Source organism: Spiroplasma eriocheiris, assembly GCF_001029265.1.
GTDB classification, from domain to species: domain Bacteria; phylum Bacillota_I; class Bacilli_A; order Mycoplasmatales; family Mycoplasmataceae; genus Spiroplasma; species Spiroplasma eriocheiris.
The window spans coordinates 1066986-1091521 of record NZ_CP011856.1 but is presented as its reverse complement, the minus strand read 5'-3'; the positions used below and the strand labels follow the sequence as shown (position 1 = coordinate 1091521).

General features: G+C 30.4%; 22 protein-coding genes and 10 tRNA genes. 29 read left to right on the top strand and 3 right to left on the bottom strand.

Going from position 1 to position 24536, the window contains the following annotated elements:
- The first annotated feature begins 24 nt into the window (after positions 1-24).
- From SERIO_RS05010 to nagB, 17 genes are all read left to right on the top strand, one after another.
- On the top strand, positions 25-294 hold the full coding sequence (locus tag SERIO_RS05010) for a hypothetical protein (protein WP_047791750.1): 270 nt from the start codon (positions 25-27) through the stop codon (positions 292-294).
- An 18-nt stretch (positions 295-312) separates the two neighbouring features.
- A complete protein-coding gene (locus tag SERIO_RS05005) occupies positions 313-1116 on the top strand; it encodes a lipoprotein (RefSeq protein ID WP_047791749.1) in 804 nt (267 codons plus the stop codon).
- A gap of 352 nt (positions 1117-1468) precedes the next feature.
- Positions 1469-1798 carry an Asp23/Gls24 family envelope stress response protein gene (locus SERIO_RS05000; RefSeq protein WP_047792049.1) on the top strand — a complete coding sequence of 110 codons (330 nt, stop codon included), beginning with the start codon at positions 1469-1471 and terminating at the stop codon, positions 1796-1798.
- A 98-nt stretch (positions 1799-1896) separates the two neighbouring features.
- Positions 1897-3516, top strand: a complete 1620-nt coding sequence (locus tag SERIO_RS04995; protein WP_047791748.1) for a DAK2 domain-containing protein — start codon at positions 1897-1899, stop codon at positions 3514-3516.
- Positions 3517-3636: 120 nt separating this feature from the next.
- Positions 3637-3712: transfer RNA gene (locus tag SERIO_RS04990), tRNA-Cys, on the top strand.
- A 71-nt stretch (positions 3713-3783) separates the two neighbouring features.
- A tRNA-Arg gene (locus tag SERIO_RS04985) sits at positions 3784-3860 on the top strand.
- A gap of 28 nt (positions 3861-3888) precedes the next feature.
- Positions 3889-3965 (top strand) — tRNA-Pro (locus tag SERIO_RS04980).
- A gap of 15 nt (positions 3966-3980) precedes the next feature.
- Positions 3981-4056: transfer RNA gene (locus SERIO_RS04975), tRNA-Ala, on the top strand.
- Positions 4057-4086: 30 nt separating this feature from the next.
- Positions 4087-4163: transfer RNA gene (locus SERIO_RS04970), tRNA-Met, on the top strand.
- 1 nt (position 4164) lies between these two features.
- Positions 4165-4241: transfer RNA gene (locus tag SERIO_RS04965), tRNA-Ile, on the top strand.
- 20 nt (positions 4242-4261) lie between these two features.
- Positions 4262-4354, top strand: a tRNA-Ser gene (locus SERIO_RS04960).
- Between the two features lie 61 nt (positions 4355-4415).
- A tRNA-Met gene (locus tag SERIO_RS04955) sits at positions 4416-4492 on the top strand.
- Between the two features lie 3 nt (positions 4493-4495).
- Positions 4496-4571: transfer RNA gene (locus tag SERIO_RS04950), tRNA-Asp, on the top strand.
- A gap of 7 nt (positions 4572-4578) precedes the next feature.
- Positions 4579-4654, top strand: a tRNA-Phe gene (locus SERIO_RS04945).
- Between the two features lie 280 nt (positions 4655-4934).
- The gene (locus tag SERIO_RS04940; protein WP_047791747.1) at positions 4935-6086 is read left to right on the top strand and encodes a hypothetical protein; all 1152 of its coding nucleotides are present in this window, start codon (positions 4935-4937) and stop codon (positions 6084-6086) included.
- Positions 6087-6149: 63 nt separating this feature from the next.
- Positions 6150-6857 (top strand): hypothetical protein, encoded by a 708-nt coding sequence (locus tag SERIO_RS04935; RefSeq protein ID WP_047791746.1) that lies wholly within the window; start codon positions 6150-6152, stop codon positions 6855-6857.
- A gap of 81 nt (positions 6858-6938) precedes the next feature.
- Complete coding sequence (gene nagB, locus SERIO_RS04930; RefSeq protein WP_047791745.1) at positions 6939-7694, top strand: glucosamine-6-phosphate deaminase; 756 nt, start codon at positions 6939-6941, stop codon at positions 7692-7694.
- Between the two features lie 40 nt (positions 7695-7734).
- On the opposite strand, the gene rpsD is transcribed toward nagB, so the two are convergent.
- The gene (gene rpsD / locus SERIO_RS04925) at positions 7735-8349 is read right to left on the bottom strand and encodes a 30S ribosomal protein S4 (protein ID WP_047791744.1); all 615 of its coding nucleotides are present in this window, start codon (positions 8347-8349) and stop codon (positions 7735-7737) included.
- A gap of 298 nt (positions 8350-8647) precedes the next feature.
- On the opposite strand from rpsD, the gene SERIO_RS04920 reads away from it, so the two are divergent.
- Genes SERIO_RS04920 through SERIO_RS04900 form a run of 5 tightly spaced genes read left to right on the top strand, consistent with a single transcriptional unit; the run spans position 8648 to position 15623 of the window.
- Positions 8648-10375, top strand: a complete 1728-nt coding sequence (locus tag SERIO_RS04920; RefSeq protein ID WP_047791743.1) for a septation ring formation regulator EzrA — start codon at positions 8648-8650, stop codon at positions 10373-10375.
- A 16-nt stretch (positions 10376-10391) separates the two neighbouring features.
- Entirely contained in the window at positions 10392-11591 is a 1200-nt protein-coding gene (thiI, locus tag SERIO_RS04915) for a tRNA uracil 4-sulfurtransferase ThiI (protein ID WP_047791742.1), read from the top strand.
- On the top strand, positions 11578-11934 hold the full coding sequence (locus tag SERIO_RS04910) for a hypothetical protein (RefSeq protein WP_047791741.1): 357 nt from the start codon (positions 11578-11580) through the stop codon (positions 11932-11934). The genes thiI and SERIO_RS04910 overlap by 14 nt, the downstream gene beginning before the upstream one ends.
- 14 nt (positions 11935-11948) lie before the next feature.
- Positions 11949-14993, top strand: a complete 3045-nt coding sequence (locus SERIO_RS04905; protein WP_047791740.1) for a DNA polymerase III subunit alpha — start codon at positions 11949-11951, stop codon at positions 14991-14993.
- Positions 14994-15623 carry a copper homeostasis protein CutC gene (locus SERIO_RS04900; protein WP_047791739.1) on the top strand — a complete coding sequence of 210 codons (630 nt, stop codon included), beginning with the start codon at positions 14994-14996 and terminating at the stop codon, positions 15621-15623.
- A 40-nt stretch (positions 15624-15663) separates the two neighbouring features.
- Here the strand turns inward: SERIO_RS04900 and SERIO_RS04895 are convergent, their stop codons facing one another.
- Complete coding sequence (locus tag SERIO_RS04895) at positions 15664-16392, bottom strand: SDR family oxidoreductase (protein WP_047791738.1); 729 nt, start codon at positions 16390-16392, stop codon at positions 15664-15666.
- A gap of 130 nt (positions 16393-16522) precedes the next feature.
- Here SERIO_RS04895 and pta point away from each other — a divergent pair, with 130 nt between their 5' ends.
- The 4 genes from pta (at position 16523) to SERIO_RS04875 (ending at position 20534) form a co-directional block, all read left to right on the top strand.
- Entirely contained in the window at positions 16523-17494 is a 972-nt protein-coding gene (pta, locus tag SERIO_RS04890; protein WP_047791737.1) for a phosphate acetyltransferase, read from the top strand.
- Between the two features lie 18 nt (positions 17495-17512).
- Positions 17513-18703 carry an acetate kinase gene (locus SERIO_RS04885; protein WP_047791736.1) on the top strand — a complete coding sequence of 397 codons (1191 nt, stop codon included), beginning with the start codon at positions 17513-17515 and terminating at the stop codon, positions 18701-18703.
- Positions 18704-18773: 70 nt separating this feature from the next.
- Entirely contained in the window at positions 18774-19598 is an 825-nt protein-coding gene (locus SERIO_RS04880) for an aldo/keto reductase (protein WP_047791735.1), read from the top strand.
- 57 nt (positions 19599-19655) lie between these two features.
- Positions 19656-20534, top strand: coding sequence for a lipoprotein (locus tag SERIO_RS04875; RefSeq protein WP_047791734.1), 879 nt, complete (start codon positions 19656-19658; stop codon positions 20532-20534).
- Here the strand turns inward: SERIO_RS04875 and SERIO_RS04870 are convergent, their stop codons facing one another.
- Positions 20535-21377 (bottom strand): MurR/RpiR family transcriptional regulator, encoded by an 843-nt coding sequence (locus SERIO_RS04870; RefSeq protein WP_047791733.1) that lies wholly within the window; start codon positions 21375-21377, stop codon positions 20535-20537.
- Between the two features lie 161 nt (positions 21378-21538).
- Between SERIO_RS04870 and SERIO_RS04865 the strand changes: the two genes are divergently transcribed.
- Genes SERIO_RS04865 through SERIO_RS04855 form a run of 3 tightly spaced genes read left to right on the top strand, consistent with a single transcriptional unit; the run spans position 21539 to position 24529 of the window.
- Positions 21539-21988: a PTS sugar transporter subunit IIA gene (locus tag SERIO_RS04865; RefSeq protein WP_236682140.1), complete on the top strand. Its 450-nt coding sequence runs from the start codon at positions 21539-21541 to the stop codon at positions 21986-21988.
- Positions 21989-22002: 14 nt separating this feature from the next.
- Complete coding sequence (ulaA, locus tag SERIO_RS04860; RefSeq protein WP_047791732.1) at positions 22003-23877, top strand: PTS ascorbate transporter subunit IIC; 1875 nt, start codon at positions 22003-22005, stop codon at positions 23875-23877.
- On the top strand, positions 23867-24529 hold the full coding sequence (locus tag SERIO_RS04855; protein WP_047791731.1) for a ribulose-phosphate 3-epimerase: 663 nt from the start codon (positions 23867-23869) through the stop codon (positions 24527-24529). Before ulaA ends, SERIO_RS04855 begins: the two co-directional genes overlap by 11 nt.
- The last annotated feature ends 7 nt before the right edge of the window (positions 24530-24536 follow it).

The following is a 24536-nucleotide window of genomic DNA, read 5'->3' as shown; positions in this document are numbered from 1 at the left end:
TAAAATTTAGAGAGGAACGAGACAATGATTCAGAACCTATTATTATTTAGTGAAACTAATTTAACAAACCAAGTTTTAGAATATTCTTATATTGGAATTGGTGTTTTTGGCGTGATGTTAATGCTTTTTGTGGGGTTACATATTTGGTGAAATCGTAAACAAAAGAAAAAATTAGAATACGTTGGTCATGAATCAATTTTTCGCTTTCTAAAAATAAATGTTTTTGCGATTTTTGCAACAATTTGAGCATGTGATCTTTTTAGTGCCATCATCGCTTTAATTAAAATGCATTAGTAGGAAGGAAGATTCATAATGAAACGACTTTTAGCTTTATTTAGTGCGTTAACTTTAACAGCAACCACAACTAGTAGCATTATTGCTTGTAATGAAAAAAGTAGTGCCGTTGATTTAACGTCGTACACCCAAGCAATGTTTGAACAAAAAATTAACTCGCAACACCCAACCGATAAGTTTAGCGTAGTTTCATTTAATAACTTAGTGGATTTTTTATGAAATGTAATTTCCAATAATAAATTAAATAAAAAAATTCGCGATGAAAAATGAGTGGAAACTTTATTTTATAGTAGTAATAAAGGAACTACGGATTATGAAAACTTACTTGATAAACCGTCTATTTTAAAAAATATTGATAATGGCATAAGTTTTTATACAAAATTACGTGTCAATAGTGATAAAGCCCATTTATTATCCGATTTAGTAACGGGTGAAACACCTTTTTTACAAATTACACCAAGTGTCAAAGCAATTGACTTGGCTAACACCACAGTTTCTTTAAGTGATACTTTATTTTATGGGCAAGTCTATGATGATACTAAAATTGCTAGTTTAGTTACTAGTGTCCAACAACAATTAGTTCCGATGATTAATGAATTAGGTCAAACCTATCCACCAGAATTTACTATTAAATTGTACCGTGATCAAGAACATCACCACGAATTAACCGCGCAGGATTTAACCCTTGCGGCAAAACAACTAGGGGATAATACAACCATCTATGTTAGTGCTAGTTATACTGGAACCAACCAAAAATATTTAAAAACATCAACTGGTAATTTTGAACTCAAATTAACAACAGTTGCACCAACTGTTAACTAATTTAAAAATAATTAAAAATTCTTTTTATGCTAATTAACTTATTAAACTTTCAATTAATTACTTCCAATTTTTAAAACCATTAATAAACTAAATTTAATTATAAAAGGCTATATTTTATAGTCTTTTATTTTTATGATATACTTTTACTAGTACCAAATAATGTACTATGAAATTACATTTTAAAAAAGTTAAGATTTTAATATAAAACTAATGAATTATTTGATAAAATAGTAGCAAGATTTTTGGGCAGATATATTGCAGCCCTTGTCGAAACATATTAATTTAGATATTGCTTTAATATTTTTTAGCGATATAATTAATAATGTTGATTAATTTTGTAGGTTATTTAATTATGGGAAAAGTTAGTATTGAACAAATTGCAGATATTGCTTACGCATCAGTTATTACAGTACCAGGAGTTGCTGGTTTTGCAAAAATTGATGATTTTAGTAGTGAAAAAGAAAATGTCACAATGTTAACAAAAAATTACTCAGAGTCAATCACGTTAAAACAAGATGGTAAAAATTATGTTATTGAAATTTACTTAATTTTATTAGAAGAAGTTAATATTCGTGATGTTAGTCAAGAAGTTCAAATTCGCATTAAGTATGAATTAGAAAAATTAGATATTTTTCCGGGTAACTTTACTGTCAATGTCAATGTGTTAGATTTATTAATCTAAAAATGTATTAAAGCAAAAGAGATATTTAAAAAACTAGATTGCAAATTATTATACTTAAGATAAGCGGTTATAAATAAGTTTGTAAGGTGATGAAAAAAATGGAATTTAACGCAAAGTCTTTTAAAGAGGCATTAATTAGTGGATATAATAATTTATATAATTTTTATCCTGAAATTGATAAATTAAATGTGTTCCCAGTCCCTGATGGGGATACCGGAACCAATATGAATCTAACAATGACCAATGCGGTCAAAGAAATTAATGAAGTTGATTCAACTTCAATTAGTAAAATTGCCGATGTATTTGCTAGAGGATTAATTATGGGGGCTCGTGGGAATTCCGGAGTTATTCTTTCGCAAATTTTTAGAGGATTTGCTAATGGTTTAAAAGGTGTTGATTTATTAACATCCGATGCTATTAAAGCCGCAATGATGCAAGCTAAAGAAGTTGCTTATAAAGCAGTGATGAAACCCGTTGAAGGGACAATTTTAACCGTTATACGGGAAACTGCTGAAAATATTAATTCAGTATCAGATGATATGAATGTCCCTAATGTTTTTGGAAAAATTGTTGAGTTTTCAACAGCTTCCTTAAATAATACCCCAGAATTATTGCCAGTTTTAAAAGAAGTTGGGGTAGTTGATTCTGGTGGTTTTGGTTTGGTAAAAATCTTTGAAGGAATGACCGAATATTTTTCAACTGGAAAAGTAGTTCCCCAGTTTAAAAAGAAACATGATAAATCAGAAAACAATATTATTATGGATAATTTAGAAGAAGAATTTGGTTATTGTACCGAAACTATTGTAATGTTAAATGATAGTTATATTAATAAAATTGATGTTACCAAAATTCGTCAAACATTAGCGGAACAAGGTGGAAAGTCAATTGTAGCGGTTGTTGATCAAGATATTTTAAAAACCCATGTCCATACTTTAATGCCTGGGACTGTTATTACTTTTCTGCAACAATTTGGGGAATTTCGTAATATTAAAGTTGATAACATGACTTTACAAGCCAAAAAACATGTTAAAACAATTAAAGTTGAACGTAAATTAAAAAATAAAGAAGCAATTATTGTTGTTTCTCCGGCAAGTGGAATTTCTAAATTTTTTAAAAATGAATTAAATGTTCAAGCGGTTGTTAATGGGGGGCAGTCAATGAACCCTTCGACAGATGATTATTTAAAAGCAATTGATGCTGTTGATGCTGTTGATGTCTTTATTTTACCAAATAATAGTAATGCTATTTTAGCAGCACAACAAGCAGCTAAGTTAGAAAAAAAATCAAATGTTTATGTTGTTCCGACAACTTCAGTTCAGGAGGGAATGGTTGCTGCGTTATCATTTGAACATGGTGAACATGCCAAAAAGAACTTTTCAACTTTAAGAAATGCTATTAAAAATGTTACTAGTTTATCAATTTCCCAATCCGCAAAAAATACTTCAATTAATGGGGTTAAAATTAATAAAAATGATTATATGGGAATTGTTAATAAAAAAATTATGTTTTCGAAGCCAAACATTGGCGAAGTTATTAAAAACTTGTTTGATAAGACAATTACCAAATCAACCGAAATTATCACAATTTTTATTGGTGAAAATGCTGAAGCTAAAGACATTAATATGATTAAGAAATACTTAGATGAAAACTTTGATGTTGAATATGAAATTGTAAATGGTGAGCAACAGTTATATCCATATTTAATTGCTGTTGAATAACTTGCCCGGGCGGGATTTTAAAGAATTTAATAATAAATTATTTAAAATCCTATTTTTTCTTCATAATTTCTTGAAAACATTTAATAATATGATAATATAAAAAAGGTTTAAATAATACACGGCACTATAGCCAAGTTGGCCAAGGCATGGGACTGCAACTCCCCGACCGTCGGTTCGAGTCCGACTAGTGCCTCCATTTTAACCACAAAATTATAAGAAAATATTGTTAATAATAAAATATTATTATATAATAAATATGTTTGACATGCGCCCATAGATCAATTGGATAGATCGTTTGACTACGGATCAAAAGGTTGTGGGTTCGAATCCTACTGGGCGTGCCATTTTTTTTAAATTAAATAACTTAATTATCGGAAAGTAGCTTAGCTTGGTAGAGCACTCGGTTTGGGACCGAGGGGTCGCAGGTTCGAATCCTGTCTTTCCGACCATTTATTGTCAAAATTGGGCCCGTAGCTCAGCTGGGAGAGCACCTGCCTTGCACGCAGGGGGTCGACGGTTCGATCCCGTTCGGGTCCACCAAAAATAAATAACATAACAACAAATCCATGTGGCGGGATAGCTCAGCTGGTTAGAGCGCTCGGCTCATACCCGGGAGGTCAAGAGTTCAAGTCTCTTTCCCGCTACCATGGACCCTTAGCTCAGTTGGTTAGAGCATCCGGCTCATAACCGGATGGTCACTGGTTCAAGTCCAGTAGGGTCCACCATCTGTTTATTAAAAATATGTGGAGAATTACCCAAGTCTGGTTGAAGGGAGCGGTCTTGAAAACCGCCAGGTGGTGAAAGCCACGCGGGGGTTCGAATCCCTCATTCTCCGCCATTTTAAAAATTACTTGAAATTAGCCTCCAAATTATGATAGTATTATTCTTGGAGAATTTATCGCGGGGTGGAGCAGTCTGGTAGCTCGTCGGGCTCATAACCCGAAGGTCGTAGGTTCAAATCCTGCCCCCGCAACCAAATGGTCTTGTAGTGAAGTGGTTATCATGCCTCTCTGTCACAGAGGAGATCGCGGGTTCGAGTCCCGTCAAGACCGCCATTTTAACGGTTCGGTAGCTCAGTTGGTAGAGCATTTGACTGAAGCTCAAAGTGTCGGCGGTTCAATTCCGTCCCGAACCACCATTAACAAATTCAATCTTATCTTAATATTACGAGGGAAAATACTAAGAGAGGGTTGAATTTTTATTAACATTTTTTTTGTTTAAAAATCACAAGATAATTTTGATAAAACCCACTAGTTATTTGCTATTATTTAGGTGGTATAAAATAACTAAATGAATTAGAAAAACGCTATTTTGAGTGTAGATAACACCAGCAATATTGATTAATATTGGTGGTGTTTTTATATTTATTAAGGTTTTATACTATTTGAAACGAAAACATAAAAGGAGAACACACAATTATGCCAATTGACCAAAAAGATTTGCAAGCAGCATATATAGATTTTAGATATGGTCTTACTTTAAAATGAATTTTAGATTTTGACTTAAAAAACTTACAATATTATGAAATAAATCGTGATGTGAAACCTTTTTACACAACACGAAATGCTATAATAAAAAAAGATATTAATGACTATTTATTTAAGTGCTATGAAACTTTTATAAAAGAAAACTTTACCCCTGATTTTCCCTTTCAACTAGAAAATTCATTTGAAAATTTAAAAGAAACAGTTATTAATAATATAACAAATAAAATTGATGAAGAATCAGACGATAAGACAATATTATCAGAACGCGAATATATTGAAGATCAGTTAATTTGGTTAATGGATGAATCTATTAGTCGAATTGAAGAACAGTTTTGTAAAATATACAATAATGAAAGTTATGAAGCCAAAGGTAAAGAAGCTCTTGAAGTAGCAAAGGAAGCTATTAAAAGAAAAATAAATAGAATTTATTCAGAATATTATGCTGGATTTGATTCAGTAGAATTTGCAGCAGCTACCGAAAAATTTTTAATGGCTAAACAACAAAAATATAATCACGTTGAAAGTATTGCAGAAGTATTGCAAAAGGTAGCAGCACAGAATTTGTTAGCTTTTAAATATGCATCAGTAGAAGAATATGGGATAATGCGAAAATCAATTAAAGCATTGGAACAAAAAGAGTTGGATGAACTTGATCAAGAAATTAAAAAAATGAACGAAAAGATAGAAAATTCAATTTTAATTAACAAAAATGATAAATGAACTAAAGAATTAACTAGTGATGAAATTGATCTTGTAAAAAAGGGCAAATATGAGGCAGAACTTAGAGTGATAAAAAATAAATTAACAGCTGATATTAAACGTTTTTATAGGGCTGCTGAAAGAAAATTAAAACAATTTGAAAACAAAAAACATTCAATTTTTTCTGTAGAAAATCTCTTTAGTTCATTTTATGAAAATAAAACTTTCTTAAAATTATATAGTAATTCTTTCTCTGCAATGAACAACAAGAATAGGGAGAGATCTTTAAAAAATAATGCCAAAAAAACTGACATTCTTAAAAAAATAAGAGGACTTGTAAATAAACATTCAGATGAAAATTCAGGGCCTTCACGTGGTAATTAAATTAAAAAAAATAGTAAGTTAGCTTACTATTTTTTCATTATATAATTATTTTAAGGTGATTATATGTTTACAAGATTTACAAAAGATTTATTATTTTATTATAAACGTGAAGAATGAAAATATGTTTTAAATGAAGATAATTTAAAATATAAGCCAAAGTTTTTAATTTATCGCTATGAAAAATTAATGGGGAAAAATAATTTTATTAATTTTAAATACTGAATTTTTAAGCGTTGAATTTTAAAAAATTTTGCTTATACTCAAGATTTTATCCATAAATTTTACAAATATGTTAAGAAATTGGATCTTGAATTAAATAGTAAAGAACAAGAATTCATTTATAATGTTGAAGAAGTTAATTTCACCTTATGAAGGCCATTAAAAATCTTACCAATATATTTTGATTTAGAGCCAAAGGAAAAATGCCATTTTAAAAATAATGATGTTAATTTACATAAACTAGGTAAGGATAATAAAATTAGTTTTGTTTGTAAGGGCGTTTTACTAATTACTAATAAACGAGTAATTTTAGATGGAATTATTGATAATCAAGAAACACCAAAAACCTTTTCTTTTCCCTTAGCAGATATTAAAAAAGTTGAGTATGTCGATGTGGGAGTTAAAATTACTGTTAAAAACACAGATTATTTAATTCGTGAACAAAATAATATGGTAATTTTAGCCTTATTATATCGGGCATTGGGTAAGAAAAAAGTTGTCTTTGATATTTATAAACTTCCAGAAAATATTAGTTTTTTTAATTTTAAATAAACTAACAAGATTGAAAATTTTGTTTTATTATTGTCAGAAAAGTTTTATAATTATTAAGTTAAGAGATGTGGGAGGATGAATATGAAACTAATTGTTGTAGAAAATAAAAATGAAATTGGAAAAGTAGTCGGAAAAATGTTTGTGAATGCAGTTCAAGCAAACCCCAAGATTGTGTTAGGGTTTGCAACTGGTAGTTCACCAGAAACAACTTATCAATATCTGATTAATGATTATCAACAAAATCATACCGATTGAAGTAATGTTGTTTCTTTTAACTTAGATGAATATATTGGGTTAGAACCAACCCATCCCCAAAGTTACCGTTATTTTATGAATGAAAAATTATTTAATCATATTAATATTAAAAAAGAAAACACCCATGTTCCCCAAGGAACTGGTGATTATGTTGCTTTTGCCAAACAATATGATGAGATGATTAAAAAAGCCGGGGGGATTGATATTCAACTATTAGGAGTTGGAACTAATGGCCATGTCGGTTTTAATGAACCACCAGCTGATTTTAATTCGCTAACGGGAGTTGTTGACTTAGTTAAATCAACAATTGAGGCAAATGCTCGCTTTTTTGACTCAATTGACCAGGTCCCTAAACAAGCAGTCTCAATGGGAATTAAATCAATTTTAAATGCTAAAAAAATTATTTTAATTGCTGATGGCCCTGGTAAAGCCCAAGCAATTAAACAATTAATTGAAGGTGAAATTTCAAACGAATGACCATGTACCAGTTTACAAATGCATAATGATGTCACGGTAGTTGTTGATAAAGCGGCTGCGGGACTTTTACGAACAAGTGGAATTACTCTTAATGAAAATAAATAAAAAAAATATCAACATAATGTTGATATTTTTTTTGTTGAAATTATACCAAACGGTTATATCATTCAACAATTAACGCATCATTAATATTAGCATTTAATTCTTCACGTTCAGGGAAACGAACATAAGTTCCAGAAAATTTTGCTTTATCAAATTTAACAAATTCTAAAGTATTAATTTGTGCTTGTAAACTTTCTAATACTTTTGAATTTTTTTGCATTGATTCTTTTAAGCTAATTACATCTCCCGGTTTACAAATATATGATGGGATGTCAACTTTTTTACCATTTACTAAAATATGAGCATGGTTCACTAATTGACGGGCTCCATTTCTAGTTTGGGCTAAGCCCATGCGGAAAACTAAGTTATCTAGGCGTGATTCTAACATAATTAAGAAGTTAGTCCCAGTAATCCCTTTCATTTTTTTCGCTTTTGTATAAGTATTACGGAATTGACGTTCAGTTAAACCATACATGTATCTAACTTTTTGTTTTTCTTGTAATTGCACTCCGTAGTTTGATAATTTTGTTCTTCGTTGACCATGTTGGCCAGGAGCATATGCTCTTTTTTTCCCTTTTGAAAACTCTTTATCGTTTTCTAGAATACTAAATCCATATCGACGTGATTTTTTAAACTTGCTACCAGTGTAACGTGACATTAAAAAAACCTCCTATATATCAAAGTTTGACATACAAAAAGATCATTAATAAACTCTATTTAAGATAGTATATATAAACTTCGCCTTAACAGCTAAGGTTACTTTATTATATTAATAAAATAATTACGTTCACTAATATAGACTATTGATTAAACATGTTTATTTGCTGTTTCTAAATGTTGTCTAAGATATTGTATAATATTCTTAACCTTTATTCAAGAATTTAATCTTTTTTATGTATTATTTTTTTTGAATGCTATAATTCAAGTGTAAGGTTATTTTTAAGGGAGCGAAACGGATGGTTAGTTTATCATTGATCCAAACAATTATTCATAACTCAGTAGAATTAACATTTTTTATTATTTTTATTTTATGTTTTTTAATTTTTTGTTATTTTTTAGGGGTGTGGATTAGTAAACAACGTTTTAAAAAAATTGAAATTAAAATTCTAACTAAGTTTGATGTTTTGAAACGGTTACCCTTAAAACATAAAATTTTTCGTGTTTCGGAAATTGCTCAACATAGCAATAAATTTGCGAAAGACTTAGTGGTGTGACGAACAAAGTATGAAATAATTTATGAAAAAAAGTTAATTAGTTGTTTTGAAGTTTTTAGAAAGTTATATGCCCTGAAAAATCGTAAACAATTATCATCCGCGAAAATGAAACCTTTATATAATGAACTAGTAATATTAGAACAAGAGGCTCGAAAATTATTAACTGAAATTAATGAACAGTTGCAGATTGAACTTTTACAACGTGATTATATTCTCTCTCATAAGGTAATGTTTAATGCTTTAATTGCCGAAGTTGAAAAATTAAAAATGAATGTGGCAATCGATGAGAAAAAAATTAATGATTTTGAAAAATCAATTGAGTTAATGTTTGATGAATTTGAAGAATATTTAACCAGTGGGGACTTTGAAAAAACGAGCCAAATATTGAGCAACATTACAACATCGTTGACTATTTTTGTTGAAATTTTAGATAATATTCCCCAAATTATTACCTTACTAACTAAGGTCGTACCTAACCGGTTATCAGTGCTAAAAGATAAATATTTATTTTTTAATAAGGATGAAAATAATCGCGATTTATTAAAATTTACTTTTGATGAATTAGCAACAAATGTTGATAATGATAAGTCGTTAGTTTTTCGGTATATTGATAATTTACAATACAAAAAAGCAACCAAGAAAACAATTGAAATTATTAATATGATTAGTGAATTTGATAGAACAATTGAACAACAGAAAAAGATTATTTCTTGTTTTAAAAAATATTATAAAATTGTGATGGATTATATTAATAAAATTGAACGAAGTTTTACCATTATTTCTAAACAGATTGAAGCATTACGTTCTTCTTCGGTTTTAACTGAGCAAGAAGAAAGTATTCATCGTGATGCGATGGGGAAAGTTAAGCAATTATCCCATGATACTAATAAATTATTATTAGAAATTAATAAGAATAGTCGGGACTATGTTTTTTTCAATAATGAATTAATCAGGTTATTGGAGAATGCTGTGGAAACCCAAAATGCCTTAGAAGAAGTTGTCAAAATTATTGAAAAAAGAAATTTTGTTGAAACCGAAATTCGTCGAACAATCCATTTGCTAGAAGTTGTTTTGTTGCAAGCGGAAGTTCGTTTAAATCAGTTACAATATAAAAATTTACTAAATAAATACCAAAAAATTATTAGTGAATACCGTGCTAGCTTAGAACGGATTAAAAAAATTCCGTTTGATATTAACAAAGAATTTGAAGTAAAATATGTTAGTGTTAAATTAAATAAATTAAAAAAAGATGTTTTAAAATTATTTGAGAAAATCAAAAATGATATTTTATTAGATCTCTTAGCACAAGAGGCCCTTGTTTATTCACAAAAACTAGTTTTAACAAACCAGAGTGCCGAAGAACAAATTAAAAATGCCCAGTTAGCATATAAAAACCATGATTATGAATCAACTTTATACTTAACAATTAAATTATTATTTGATGTTAAAAATAACAAAAAAAATAAATAGGGGAAAAAACAATCATATGAATTTTGATGTCATATTAATCCGTTATGGAGAATTAACAACTAAAGGAAAAAACCGTACCAATTTTACTAATTTATTAGTAAATAATGTAAAGAAAAAACTACACCAATTTAAAGAAGACTTTTTAATTAAAAAAGAATTTGATCGTTTATTTATTGAACTATTAAATCCCAGTTCTAGTGGCGCCATTGTTGCTATTTTACAAAAAATTTTTGGTTTTTCTTCAATGTCATTAGCCAAAAAAGTAAGTCGTCAACCAATTGATATGGCTGAACAAGCAATTGCTTTTATTAATTATTACCAACCACAAACGTTTAAATTAGAAGTTCGTCGGAATGATAAAACTTATCAAGTAACTTCAACTGAATTAAAACAAATGTTAGCACCAATGATTTTGAAAAATACGGTAGTTAAAGTGGATGTCCACCATCCCGAAATGCAAATTGATATTGAAGTCCGTAAATATTTTAGTTATGTCTTTATTAATCGAATTACAGCGCTCGGGGGCTTACCAGTTGGAATTTCTGGGAAAGGTCTAGTAATGCTTTCAGGAGGAATTGATTCTCCTGTCGCGGCTTTTTTAACAATGAAACGGGGAATGAGTGTTGAGTATTTACATTTTGCAACTCCACCCCATACTTCCGAAGAAGCTCTTGTAAAAGTAAAAACTCTTGTTCAAAAATTAACGCCCTACGCCAATAATCAAACCCAACGCTTGCATGTTGTTAATTTTTCAATGTTACAACATGAGTTAATGCATATTCCGGAACCTAGTTACCGCATTACGATTATGCGCCGCATGTTTTATCGAATCGCTAATATTTTAGCACGCCAATATCATTGCCAAGCAATTATTACTGGTGAATCATTAGGACAAGTTGCTTCGCAAACAATTGAAAGTATTAATACCATCAACGCTGTTTCAGACTTATCTGTTTTACGGCCAGTAATTTGCTTTGATAAAAATGAAATTATTAAGATCGCCAAAGATATTGATACTTATGAAACCTCAATTTTGCCTTTTGAAGATTGTTGTAGTTTGTTTGTACCAAAAAACCCTATTACCAAGCCAAAATTAACTATTGCTGAAGAGCAAGAAAAAGATTTAATGTGAGAAGACATTCTTAATGTTATAATAGAGAAAAGTATTGTTACATACACAATTGGTAGTGATGGTGAAAATTATGAAAAAAGTTAAATTTCCAAAAAAAGAACAAAAAAATAAGGAGCGGACAGCTAATTTAAAATTATTAGCTCGTAATAAAAATAAAATTCCCGACGAAACAAAAACTAATTTATTAGAAGAAACAATGATGATTGATGAAGAATTTTCAATTATTAAAGACTTAAAAGATGAAGATATTAAAGTTGTTGATATGGGAAAAACAAATTTTTATGATGATAATGTCATTGATCTTGAAGAGGAGTTATTAAAATCAGTTAATACCAAAAAGAAACCTCAAATTTTTAAATATTTAATGTTTGCAATTTTAGCAATTTTAGTTGTGATTATGATTATCATTATTGTAATTAAATTGTAGAAAGGAAAATCATCATGGGTAAAATGCATTTAAATGTTCGGACAAATTATAGTTTATTATCATCGTTAATTGCTATTGATAATTATCTAGCCTACGGACAGACAAATGGTTTATCAGTTTTAGCAATTTGTGATAATAATATGTATGGTGTTTATGAGTTTCATGAAAAATGCCGTACGCGCAACATTACGCCCGTGCTTGGTTTAAACTTTTATACTTATTTTAATAATCAAAAATATAATTTAAACTTGTTTGCGATTAACCAAACGGGCTATTTTAACCTTGTTAAAATTTCATCCTGAATTATGACCACTAATGAAAAAGAAAATGTTATTGATTTTTCAGCTTTGATAACACTTATTAATGATAATTTAAAAATTATTATTAATTTTGAAGAAGCTAATTATGATGTTGTTTTTTACCAAAAACTATTAACATCGCTTAATAACTCCGATAATTTATATTTAGGTCTTAATAATAACAATTTAATGTTATTATCTTTTTTTAAAGAATTAGTTCCGGTTAATAAAATTATTTGAAATAACAAAGTTCTTTATTTTGATAAAACAGATTTTAATGCTTATAAAATTATTAATGCAATTAAAAAACAAATTTTATTTAAAGAAAGCACAGTTAAAGATACCTTTGCTTTTGATAATTATAGTCCGGAATATGAACAATATTTAGATAATATTAATGCTTTTATTAGTAATATTCAATTTTATGATTTAAAACATCAAAATATTCATGATAATTTATTAAAGTATCCAACTCCGGAGAATGTTGCTAGTCGTGATTTCTTACGGGGAATTTGTAAAAAGGGAATGGAATATAAATTAGGAACCCAAGTTGAAAATAAATATTTAGTTCGTTTAAAATATGAATTAGATATTATTGACCAAATGGATTTTAATGATTATTTTTTAATTGTGTGGGACTATGTTAATTTTGCAAAAAAGAATAATATTTATGTTGGCCCTGGGCGGGGAAGCGCGGCTGGAAGTTTAGTTAGTTATTTGTTGGATATTACCACAATTGATCCGGTGCAAGAAAATTTAATTTTTGAGCGTTTTTTAAACCCCGAGCGCCAAGGAATGCCCGATATTGATATTGACTTTCAAGATGATAAACGTGAAGCAGTGGTGGAGTATTTATTTGAAAAATATGGTCAGGAACATATTGCCCATATTGTCACCTTTCAAACAATTGGGATGAAAATGGCCTTACGGGATGTTTGCCGGGTGTTTGGTATTAGTTTAGAAGAAGCCGATAAAATGAGTAAGGCTGTTCGCTTAGAGGATAATTATAATTTTACGAATGCTTTTACCAATAACAATGTGTTAGATTTTTATAGTAAAAAATATCCCCAGATCTTTTTATATCTCCCGAAAATTGTGGGCTTACCTCGTCAAACTGGAACTCACGCCGCTGGAGTAGTACTATCGCAAAAGCCATTAGCAACTGTGGTGCCTATTCGGGAAGGCTATAATGGCATTTATCAAACCCAATACTCAATGAATTATTTAGAAGAATTAGGGTTATTAAAAATGGACTTATTAGGATTGCGGAATTTAACCATTTTGCATAATGTTATTGATAATATTTATCAAGAAATAAAGGTAAAAATTAACCTGCAGAAAATTCCCTTGAATGATACCAAAACTTTTAAATTATTATCCTCGGGAGATACCAAGGGAATTTTTCAGTTAGAGTCACCCGGGATGACCAAGGTTTTAATTGAAATGCAACCAGATAAGTTAGAAGATATTGTCGCCACCTCTTCGTTATATCGTCCTGGACCCCAAGACAATATTCCCTTGTATATTCAACGTAAAAATTACCATGTAAAATTTTCTTATCTTGATGAACGATTAAAAGATATCTTAGCTCCGACATATGGGATTATTGTTTACCAAGAGCAAGTAATGTTAATTGCCCAAAAAGTTGCTAATTTCTCACTAGCCAAAGCGGATATTTTACGCCGCGCCATGGGAAAAAAAGAATCAAGTTATATGAATGAATTAAAAACAGAGTTTCTTAATAATGCGGTAAAAAATCATTATACTCCCGAAATTGCCAATGATATTTGAAATTTAATTTATAAATTTGCGGCTTATGGTTTTAACCGTAGTCACGCGGTTGCTTATTCACTCTTGGGCTATCAGATGGCTTATTTAAAAGCCAATTATCCATCCCAATTTTTAGCTAGTTTATTAACAAATGTGATTGGGGATGAAAATAAAACAGCCGATTATATCCAATTAGCAAGAAAAAATAATTTAGGGATTCTACCTCCTTCAATTAATTTACCCCTAAGTACATATGTGACCAGAGATAATCAAATTTGTTTACCATTATTAGTAATTAAACAAATTGGCTATGCATTTTATAATAAAATTGCCCAAGAATACCACGCACATGGGGAGTTTCAAGATTTATATGATATTTTTATTCGGTTATATAAAAAAGGGTTAAATAAAAAAACCTATGAAGCATTATGTTATGCCGGAGCATTAGATAATCTTAATTTTAACCGTACGACATTATTTAATAATTATAATTTACTGGCCAATTATGTTGAAGTTATTAAAGTTTCAGAAAATAATGAGCAATTAATAGTTGATCTTCATCTTGCTGAAAAACCAGAAATTGTTATTTTTGAAGATGATATTATTAATAATATTAAAAAAGAATATGAGTTTTTAGGTTTTTACTTATCTAATCACCCGCTAAAATATATTCGGACTTTAGAAGGATATGAACAAAAAACTACTTTGATTAGTGATTTAAAATTATCACAAGGAACAACCAATATTTTAGTAATTATTAAGCGGGTAAAAGAGATTTTTGATAAGAATAATAAAAAAATGGCCTTTGTTGATTGTTATGATGAAAGCGGAGCAATTAGTATTACTGTTTTTGCTAATCAATACCAACAATATGCCACTTTGCTTAAACCTAATAATGTAATTTTGTTAAATATTAAGTTAGGTAGTTACCAAGATAAAATCAACGGAATTATGAACCGGATTAAATTAATTACCACGGAGGATAAATAAATGTTTTTAGAAGTTATTGCAACGAGTGTTGAAGATGTTAAAGTTATTAACCAAGCACAAAATGTGAGTCGAATTGAATTATGTACAGATTTAGAACATGGGGGCTATACTCCCAATTATGATGTTATTAAAGAAAGCTGCGCGATAAGTACAATTCCGATTCGCGTAATTACACGCCACCAGGATGTTGATTTTTACTACCATCCTGAAGAATTTGAACAAATTAAAAAAGATATTGAATATATTAAAACGACAAAAGCTGATGGAATTGTGGTCGGAATTATTACTCCGAATAAAGAAGTGGATATACCCCGCTTGCAAGAATTAGTTGCACTAGCAAAACCGCTAAAAGTAACTTTTCACCGGGCTTTTGACGAAATTATTGATAAGCAAAAAGCAATTCACGAATTACACCAGTTAAATATTAGCACTGTTTTAACCCAGGGGGGATTGACAAAAATTATGGATAACTTAGCAGTTTTTGATCAAATCCGTCATCATGGGGTAGAAATTCAAGGGGGGAGTGGTGTTAATTTGGATAATTATCAGACTATTAATAAACATTGTGATGCCATTCATATTGGAAGTGCTGTTCGTGTTGACCATTCCTGGACAAAAAAATTGATTTAAATAAGTTACTACAAATTAAGTAGAACTTATTTAAATCTTTTTATATTTTTTGGTCAGTATGGGAAACTAAAATTTCTTTTAAACAAATATGTTGGGGCAAGTTATAAGCATAAGCAATTAAATCGGCAGTTTCGGCACTCGTTAGTCCTTGGTTAATAGTATCTTTAACTTTTTGATATTCTTCAAGAATTGAGGGGTTTTTAACTGATTTTAATAATTCAGTATTAACAATTCCGGGTGCAAAGATAATAATCCGCACATTATGCCCAGCAGTTTCTTTCCGTAAACTTTCACTTAAAGCATGTACTCCAAACTTTGTAGCATTGTAAACGCTTCTTGTTTCCGATGTGTAGCGGCCAGCTACCGAAGAAACATTAATAATTGTTCCATGTTTTCTTGTTAGCATTTCTTTTAACACGGCATGGATTACGTTTAAAACTCCTTTGAGATTAATATCAACCATTTGGTGTTGGGTTAATAAATCTAAGCTCACTAATTTATCAAGGGGCATAATCCCGGCATTATTAATTAATAAGTCCACTGGTCCATATTTCTTTTCTGCGAGTTCAATTGCTTCCTTAATTTCTTCGTAGTTACAAACATCAACTTTGGCACAAATTGTATTTGTTAATTTTAATTCTTCTAATAATTCAACTCTGCGTGCCATTAATAATAACGGAAAGCCTAATTTATTAAATAACTGGGCACAAGCTTTTCCAATCCCAGCTGATGCCCCTGTAATCGCAATTAATGGTTTGTTTTGTGACATTTTTATTACCTCTTTTCTAAAATTATCATAGCACCAAATATAATTTTTTAAAAATGTTAATAAATTTAACGGAATATATTCATTTAGTAATATAATTATTATTGTAAAAATACAGAAAAGAGGTAGAGAAATGAATGTGCTAGAGTTAATAATGCAGAACATTGAAAAATATGAAAAAAATGTTCGAATTATTTTTCCTGAAGGAGCTTCCGAGCGGATTCAGGAAGTAGTACCAAAGTTCCAAAATACAAAAATTACACCGGTTCTTGTCTTTCAAAGACGCGATGAAGTTCCACAAAACTTAATGAACAAGGGTGCTGAAATTCTTGTAATTGAAGAACAAAATACTGATGAGTTAGCAAACTTCTTAGTAGAAATTAGAAAAGGGAAAACTTCAATTGCGGAAGCAACTAGATTAGTAAAACAACGCAATTATTTTGCAACAATTTGAGTAAAAATGGGGAAAGCTGACGGAATGGTTGGTGGGATTTCTTATGATACAAAAGATATTATTCGTCCGGCTTTACAAATTATTCGGCCAAAGGCAAATGTGAGTTTAGTTTCTTCATTTTTTTTAATGGTTCGTAATGCAGAACGTTATATTTTTACGGATTGTGCTTTAAATATTAATCCAAGTGCCGAAGAATTAGCCGACATTGCGCATTTAGGATATGAAGCATCCCAAATTTTTGATTTTAAAGATCCTAAAATGGCCTTATTATCTTATTCAACCAAAGGATCAGGAGCTGGTGATTCAGTTGATAAAGTGCTAACTGCTTATGAAATTATTCGAAGTCGTAACATTGACTGCTTAGTTGATGGTGAATTTCAATTTGATGCGGCGTGGGATGATGAAATTAGAAAGAAAAAAGCACCAACTTCACCAATTAAATCACGAACTGATATTTTTGTGTTTCCTAACTTAGATGCTGGAAACATTGGCTATAAAATTGCTCAACGAATGGGGAGCTTTAAAGCAGTTGGACCAATTATTATTGGGTTGGATAAACCAGTGAATGATTTGTCACGGGGAGCAACTGCGGATGATATTTATAACACTGTGTTAGTGACTGCTTATTCATATGTGTGCAGTCAAAAATAAGAAAGGAAAAAGAAAAAAATGATATTAGTGATCAATGCTGGAAGTAGTTCAATGAAATTTCAATTATATAAAGTAAATGGGGAGAATAATTACGAAGTTGTTTGTAAAGGTTTGGCCGAACGAATTTATTTAGATGGGGTTTTTACAATTAAATTTAATGGTCAAGAATTTGAAACCAAAGAAGATTTAAAAGACCATGAAGCAACAGCGAAAGTATTAATTAATAAATTAGAAGAACACGGAATTATTAAGGATTTTTCTGATATCACTGGAATTGGGCACCGAATTGTGCATGGAGGTGAAAAATTTACGCAGTCAACGGTTATTACAGATGAAGTTTTTGCGGAAATTAAAAAAATGGTTATTTTAGCACCATTGCATAATCCACCTGCAATTTCGGCAATTGAAGCCTTCCGAAAAATTACTAGTGTTCCAAATGTGGCAGTGTTTGATACTTCATTCCATACCACGATGCCGGTTGAAAATTATTTATATTCAGGACCATATGAATGATATACTAACCACCAAGTTCGTCGCTATGGGTTCCATGGAATCTCATATCGTTACATTACAAAAAGACTAGAAACAATTTTAAATAAACCAAGTGATAAAGTAAATGCCATTATTTGTCACTTAGGAAATGGGGCAAGTATTTGTGCTGTTAAAAATGGGCAAAGTTATAATACTTCAATGGGAATTACCCCATTAGAAGGACTAATTATGGGAACCCGTAGTGGTGATATTGACCCGTCAATTCCAAGTTATATTGCAAGCCAAACTGGCGAAGATATTGTTGCAATTACCAATACTTTAAATAAAAAATCAGGATTATTAGGAATTTCTGGTGTTTCTTCTGATCTACGTGATGTGGTCGGGAGTGCTGAGAGCAACCCTCGTAGTAAACTAGCTTTAAAAATGAGCGCTAAAAGAATTGCCAAGTATATTGTGGGATATTTAAATGAATTAGGTGGTAATGCTGATGCAATTGTGTTTACAGCGGGAATTGGCGAAAACTCAGCTGTTATGCGAAGTTTAGTTGCCAATGAAGTTAAATTAATTAACTTTGATTTAGTTAAAGAACACAATGAACAAGGCTATGACTCGGAAAACTTAATTTCTGGTCCAAATGCCACAGTTCCTGTTTATGCAATCCGCACGAACGAAGAAATTATGATTTGTGAAGATACTTACCATTTAACACAAAAATAATCACTTTTAAAAGTGATTATTTTTTATTTTAAGTTAAAATATAAATGGATAAGAAAGTGAGGTATTCTCCATGCCAAAAGTATTAGAACAAAAATTAAAATTAAATAATGGAACCCAAATTCCTATTATTGGATTGGGAACATACAAATTAACTGATGAACAAGAAACCTACCATGCAGTATTAACTGCTTTAAAAAATGGTTATCGTCACTTAGATACTGCCCAATATTATGGAAACGAAGTTATCATTGGCAAAGCAATTAAAGATAGTGGGATTCCCCGCGCGGAGATTTTTATCACTAGCAAAATTTGAAATAGTGACCATGATTATGAAAAGGCATTAAAACAAGTTGATGAAATGTTAGAACGCTTACAACTTGATTATTTAGATCTTTGCTTAATTCATTGACCAACGCCAAAACGCTTAGAATGTTACCGAGCATTAGAAGAACAATATCAAGCTGGTAAATTAAAAGCAATTGGGGTAAGTAACTTTGAAGTTAGTCATTTAGAAGAACTATTACAACATTGCAAAGTAAAACCAATGGTTAACCAGATTGAACTTCACCCGGGACTAAATAATAGTGAAGTGTTAGCATATTGTCGTAGTCACCAAATTGTGGTGGAATCATGAAGTACAATGATGCAAGGAAAAGCTAGTGAAGTTCCGGTTATTGTTGAAATTGCTAAAAAACATAATAAAAATGTTGGACAAGTATGTTTAAAATGAGCAATTCAACAAGAAATTGTGGTATTACCAAAATCAAGCCATGAAGAACGGATTATCTCTAATGTTCAATTAGATGATTTTTGGTTAGATGATAGTGATATGTATAGTTTATTTACTATCCCAGAACAACGCTTAGGACCTGATCCTAATAATTTTGATTTTTAAGTTATTTCCGAGATTATTAATTAATCTCACCATCAACAAAAGGACTGATTATTTAGAATGAAAAAAATTTTAGCAGTAATTACTGCCATTTCATTAGTAGCAACGCCTAGTTTTTATTTAGTTAGTTGTCACCCGGGAACACAAAGCTTTTTACCAAGTGAAGATAATAGTTTAACCCCGGATATTAACCAGTTTTTAACCGGTTATCATTTAACTGAAATTGCGGAAGGTGACTATCTAGCGCACCATACTACCGGGGATGATTCAATTTTTTCAATGTTTAATGGCACAAATGAATTTCATACCTTATCTCCAACAATTAATTTCCAATATGATAATTCTAGTAAAGTCGATAGTTTTGATATTAATAGTAATGTTTTATTTAAGATCTATTTAGCACCAACTAAAGATAAACTACCTTCTTTGCAATCAATTGCTAGTTTTATGCAACTGTTTCCTATGCTAAAAAATAGTACCAATTATACTTATAGTAGTGGACAGGTTACAATTCCACAAATTAATCTTGCCGGAGAAACATCAACCATTACTTTGTATTACACGACGATTAATTTAAACAGTGATGATTTTTGAAATTGAGAAATTAACAAGGATTTAAATAATTATTTTGTTAATATTTTAGAAACCCAAAAGTACTTAAAGATTAAGCAAAATAGTACAAATGATGATGTTTTAAAGACATGACTAAGTGATGTTTATAATAACCCTGGGGCATTAGAACCAGTTCATTTAAGTAATATTAAAACAATTAAGAATATTGATGATTTTTTTCAGTATTTAGTCCGCGGAAAATTGACCCTTACTTTTAGTAATTTATTCACATCGATTCCTAGTTATAGTGATGTTATGGAAACTGTATTTACTAATAAAATTGGGGAATTTAAATGAACCCTTCGTGCAAAATATTTAATTGTTTAATTAAAAAATAGAACCGGTCTGGTTTCAATTAACAATTAAATGTTTACCATTTTCAATTTCCTGTTGTTTATCGGGTAGTTTTTCAATTAACATACTAACAAGGATATCACTAATAATTAATTGCGATATTTTACTAGAAATAATCGGAAAATAAGCTGATTCATCATAATGCACATAATAATATAGCACAAAGTTTGGTTGAAGTGTCTTGCCTAAATCTTGGCGTGCTGTAATTAATAAAGTTTGACAGTTGTTATGTTGGGCAATTTTAATGAGTTCAATAATTTCCCGGGTCAACCCCGAGGTTGAAAATAAGATAAATAATTCATTTTCTTTAAAAGAATTTAAAAATAAGATTTGGCCATGAAAATCCTGCGAAGTATGAGAATTTAATCCGAGCCTTCGCAGATTATTGTTCATTTCACTAGCCACCATTCCCCCCGAACCAACCCCATAAATAAAGATTCGTTTTGATTTAAGAATGCAATGAATTACACTATTGAGTTCATTGGGATCAAGATTATTAATTGTTTCAAAAATTGAATACATATTAAAATTCTTAATTTTTTGAATTAACTTTGGTAATTTTCCCCCGTTTTCAATACTAAAGTTATTTTTAATTTGCTTATTTTTTTCATAAATAAATAACTTAAATTCCTTAAAAGTTTTGTAACCCAGTTTTTTTGCTAACCGTGAAATGGTTGATGTAGCTACTCCCAGTTCTTGACTAATGGTTGTAATTGAATTTTTAATAAAATAATTTGGATTTTTGTTAATTTCTTTTGCAATATGTTCTTCCGAATAAGTCAGGTCATAAGAACTTAATATTATAATCGGAATCATTGTCCTCTCCCCCTCTAATATAAGAGTTTACTATAAAATTTACATAAAATTTACATTAGTCGGTAAAATTTACAAATTATCCTCCTAAAATTGAAACAATTTTTTATCAAACTACAATTAAGGTAGCATATTGAACAATATAGATTAGAAAGGCGAGATAGATGATGAAATTATTTGATAAAAAATTAATTAATTATACTGACCAGCTGGTTAGTGATTGGCAAACAGGAGTCCATTTGGGCTCACAATTATTAATCAACCATGGTTATGTTACTCCAGACTTTCCAGAGAAAGTTATTAAAATTACTAATGAACTTGGACCGTATTATGTAATTGCTCCGCAGTTAGCACTACTGCATATTAATGTTGATCCGGCCATATTAAAGACCGGAATTAGTTTTACTTATTTTAAAAACCCCATAATTTTTAAAGATGAACCAAAATACTATGTTAATTTTTGTTTAGCTTTAGCAGCTGTTGATGGTGATAGTCATATGGGATTGTTACAAGCAGTTGCCACGCTTTTTACTAATCAACAATTTTTACAAGATTTGAAAAATTGTTCTTCCCAAAAAGAACTGGTCAAAATTATTAAGAAATATGATAAATAGAGGAGGAAACAAAAATGGAATTATTGTTAACCCAGACGACTGGGGAATTTGTGTTAAACTTTTTTAAACAATTTATTGGTACTCCCGCAATTTTAATTGGTTTGTTTGCCTTAGTGGGTTGTTTATTGCAACGCAAAAAATTTACCGAAACAATTTCGGCAACCATTAAAACGACCATTGGGTTTTTAATTATTGGCGGCGGGGCCGGTATTTTAGCTGGTGCGGTTGGAAAATTAGGAAATGCCTTTAATTTATTATTTGGAATTAATGGGGCAATTTCTAACAATGATGTAATGCCTGGAATTTTTTTAAGTCAGATTCCCCATATTGTATTAGCCGGATCATTAATTATGATTTGTGCAATGGCATTAAATATTTTATTAGCAAGAATTACTGCTTATAAATACATTTATTTAACTGGACATGTTTTATTTTATATGTCAGTTATGTGAGCGGGAGTTTTAAATATTGCTGGTTTAAATCTTAATGAAGATTTACCAATTATCGTGGTAACTGGAGCGTTATTAATGTCATTATGGATGATTATTTCGCCAGCACTTTTAAATTCCCATGTTGTTAAAATTACGAAATCTAATACCCTAGCTGTTGGTCATACGGGATCATTATCATATTTATTTGCTGCTTGGATTGGAATAGTTGTCGCTAAACTGAGTCGGAAAAAAATTAAATCAACCGAAGATATTAATTTTCCCAAAGGACTAAGTTTTTTAAGAAATACGAATATTGCTATTGCAATTACAATGTTTGTTTTATACTTAGTAATTTATTTCACCGCGTGAGGTGTGAAAGGCTATGACGCGTTAGTTACTAAAAATATTATTAGTAGTGGGGATGATGTCTTTGTGCAAGGAATGCTGCAAGCCTTTACCTTTGCGGCAGGAGTAGAAGTATTATTAATTGGGGTTCGTATGTTTATCGCGGAAATTGTCCCTTCTTTCAAAGGGATTTCGGATAAAGTTGTCCCAAATGCTAAACCAGCATTAGATTGTCCTACGGTCTTTCCCTATGCTCCTAATGCTGTTCTAATTGGTTTCATTTCTTCGTTTGTGGGTGGAATTATTGGAATGGTCATTACCATTGCAATTGTCCATAGTATTGGTGGCCAAGATCCTAGCAAAATTGGCTGGGCGATTATCATTCCTAGTATTGTGCCACATTTCTTTGTGGGAGCCACTGCTGGTGTCTTTGGAAATGCGCGCGGAGGAATTATTGGGGCAATTTTAGGATCATTTCTAAATGGATTGTTAATTACCTTTATTCCGTTCTTATTCTTTGGGTTAAGTTATATGCATACCTTACATAATAGTGATGGTAGTTTAAATATGCTAACTTGAGGAGATAGTGATTTCTTATGGGGCTTACCATTTGCAGCAATTGGTCAAGCTGTTAGTCATTCAACTGCCCAGTGACTACTACCAGTGATTGCTTGTGTTGGATGACTAGTGTTCCCAATTATTAATGAGGCTAAAAAAATTATTAATAAAAATCCGCAATTAGAAACTTTAGAACTAAAAGAACCACAGAATAATAAAGAACAAACTAATTTTGAACTACCTGTTAGTCCTAATTTAATTGCGGGAACAAAAAATAAATTAATTGCTGTTTGTGGGCAAGGATTAGGATCTTCCTTATTAATTGAAATGAATATCAAGTCCGTCGTTGATGAATTAAAAATTAAAAATATTGAAGTTAGTCATACCAATGTTAACTCCTTTGATGCAAATGATAACAAAATTTTAGCGGTTGTTTGTGGCAATGATTTAAAAGATTCAATTAAATTTGGTAATAAATTGGTGCTAGATAATTTATTAGACAAAAATGAATTAAAAGGGAAACTCCAGGAGTTCTTCCAAGATAATGAAACATAATTATCAGATTACACCATCAATTTATTGCGCTAATACCGCTGATTTAAAAACAGAGATTAAAAAATTAATGGCGGCGGGGATTACTTGAATTCATTTTGATGTAATGGATGGGCATTTTGTCCAAAATTATGCCTTAGGACCAAAAGAACTCATCGATATTAAAACAATGTTTCCAACTTTAACAATTGATGTTCATGTGATGGCCAATGATTTATTAAATAAAGTCAAATTATTTACCACAGGCGATTATTTAACTTTTCATTTGCAAAGTGTTAAATCATCAGCAGAAATGGTGACCTTAATTAAGGAAATTAAAAGTTATAATTTAAAGGTAGGAATTGCTCTTGACTTAGCAGATGAGATCAATGATATAAAACCGTTTTTAAAGGATATTGATTTAATTACCTTTATGAGTATTAAACCAGGTTTTACGGGGCAATCTTTTGATGATTCAGTATGAGCAAAGTTAGCCCATATTAAAACTTTCCATGTCCAATATCCACATCTTTCTTTTCAAATTGATGGTGGTGTTCGCTGAGAAAATCTTGCGCGCTTAATTAGAACCGGAATTGATTTGATTGTCGTTGGCTCGTTATTATTTAGTAGTGATGATTATCAAGCAGTAATGCAAAAAATTGCATTACTTAATTAAGAAAAGT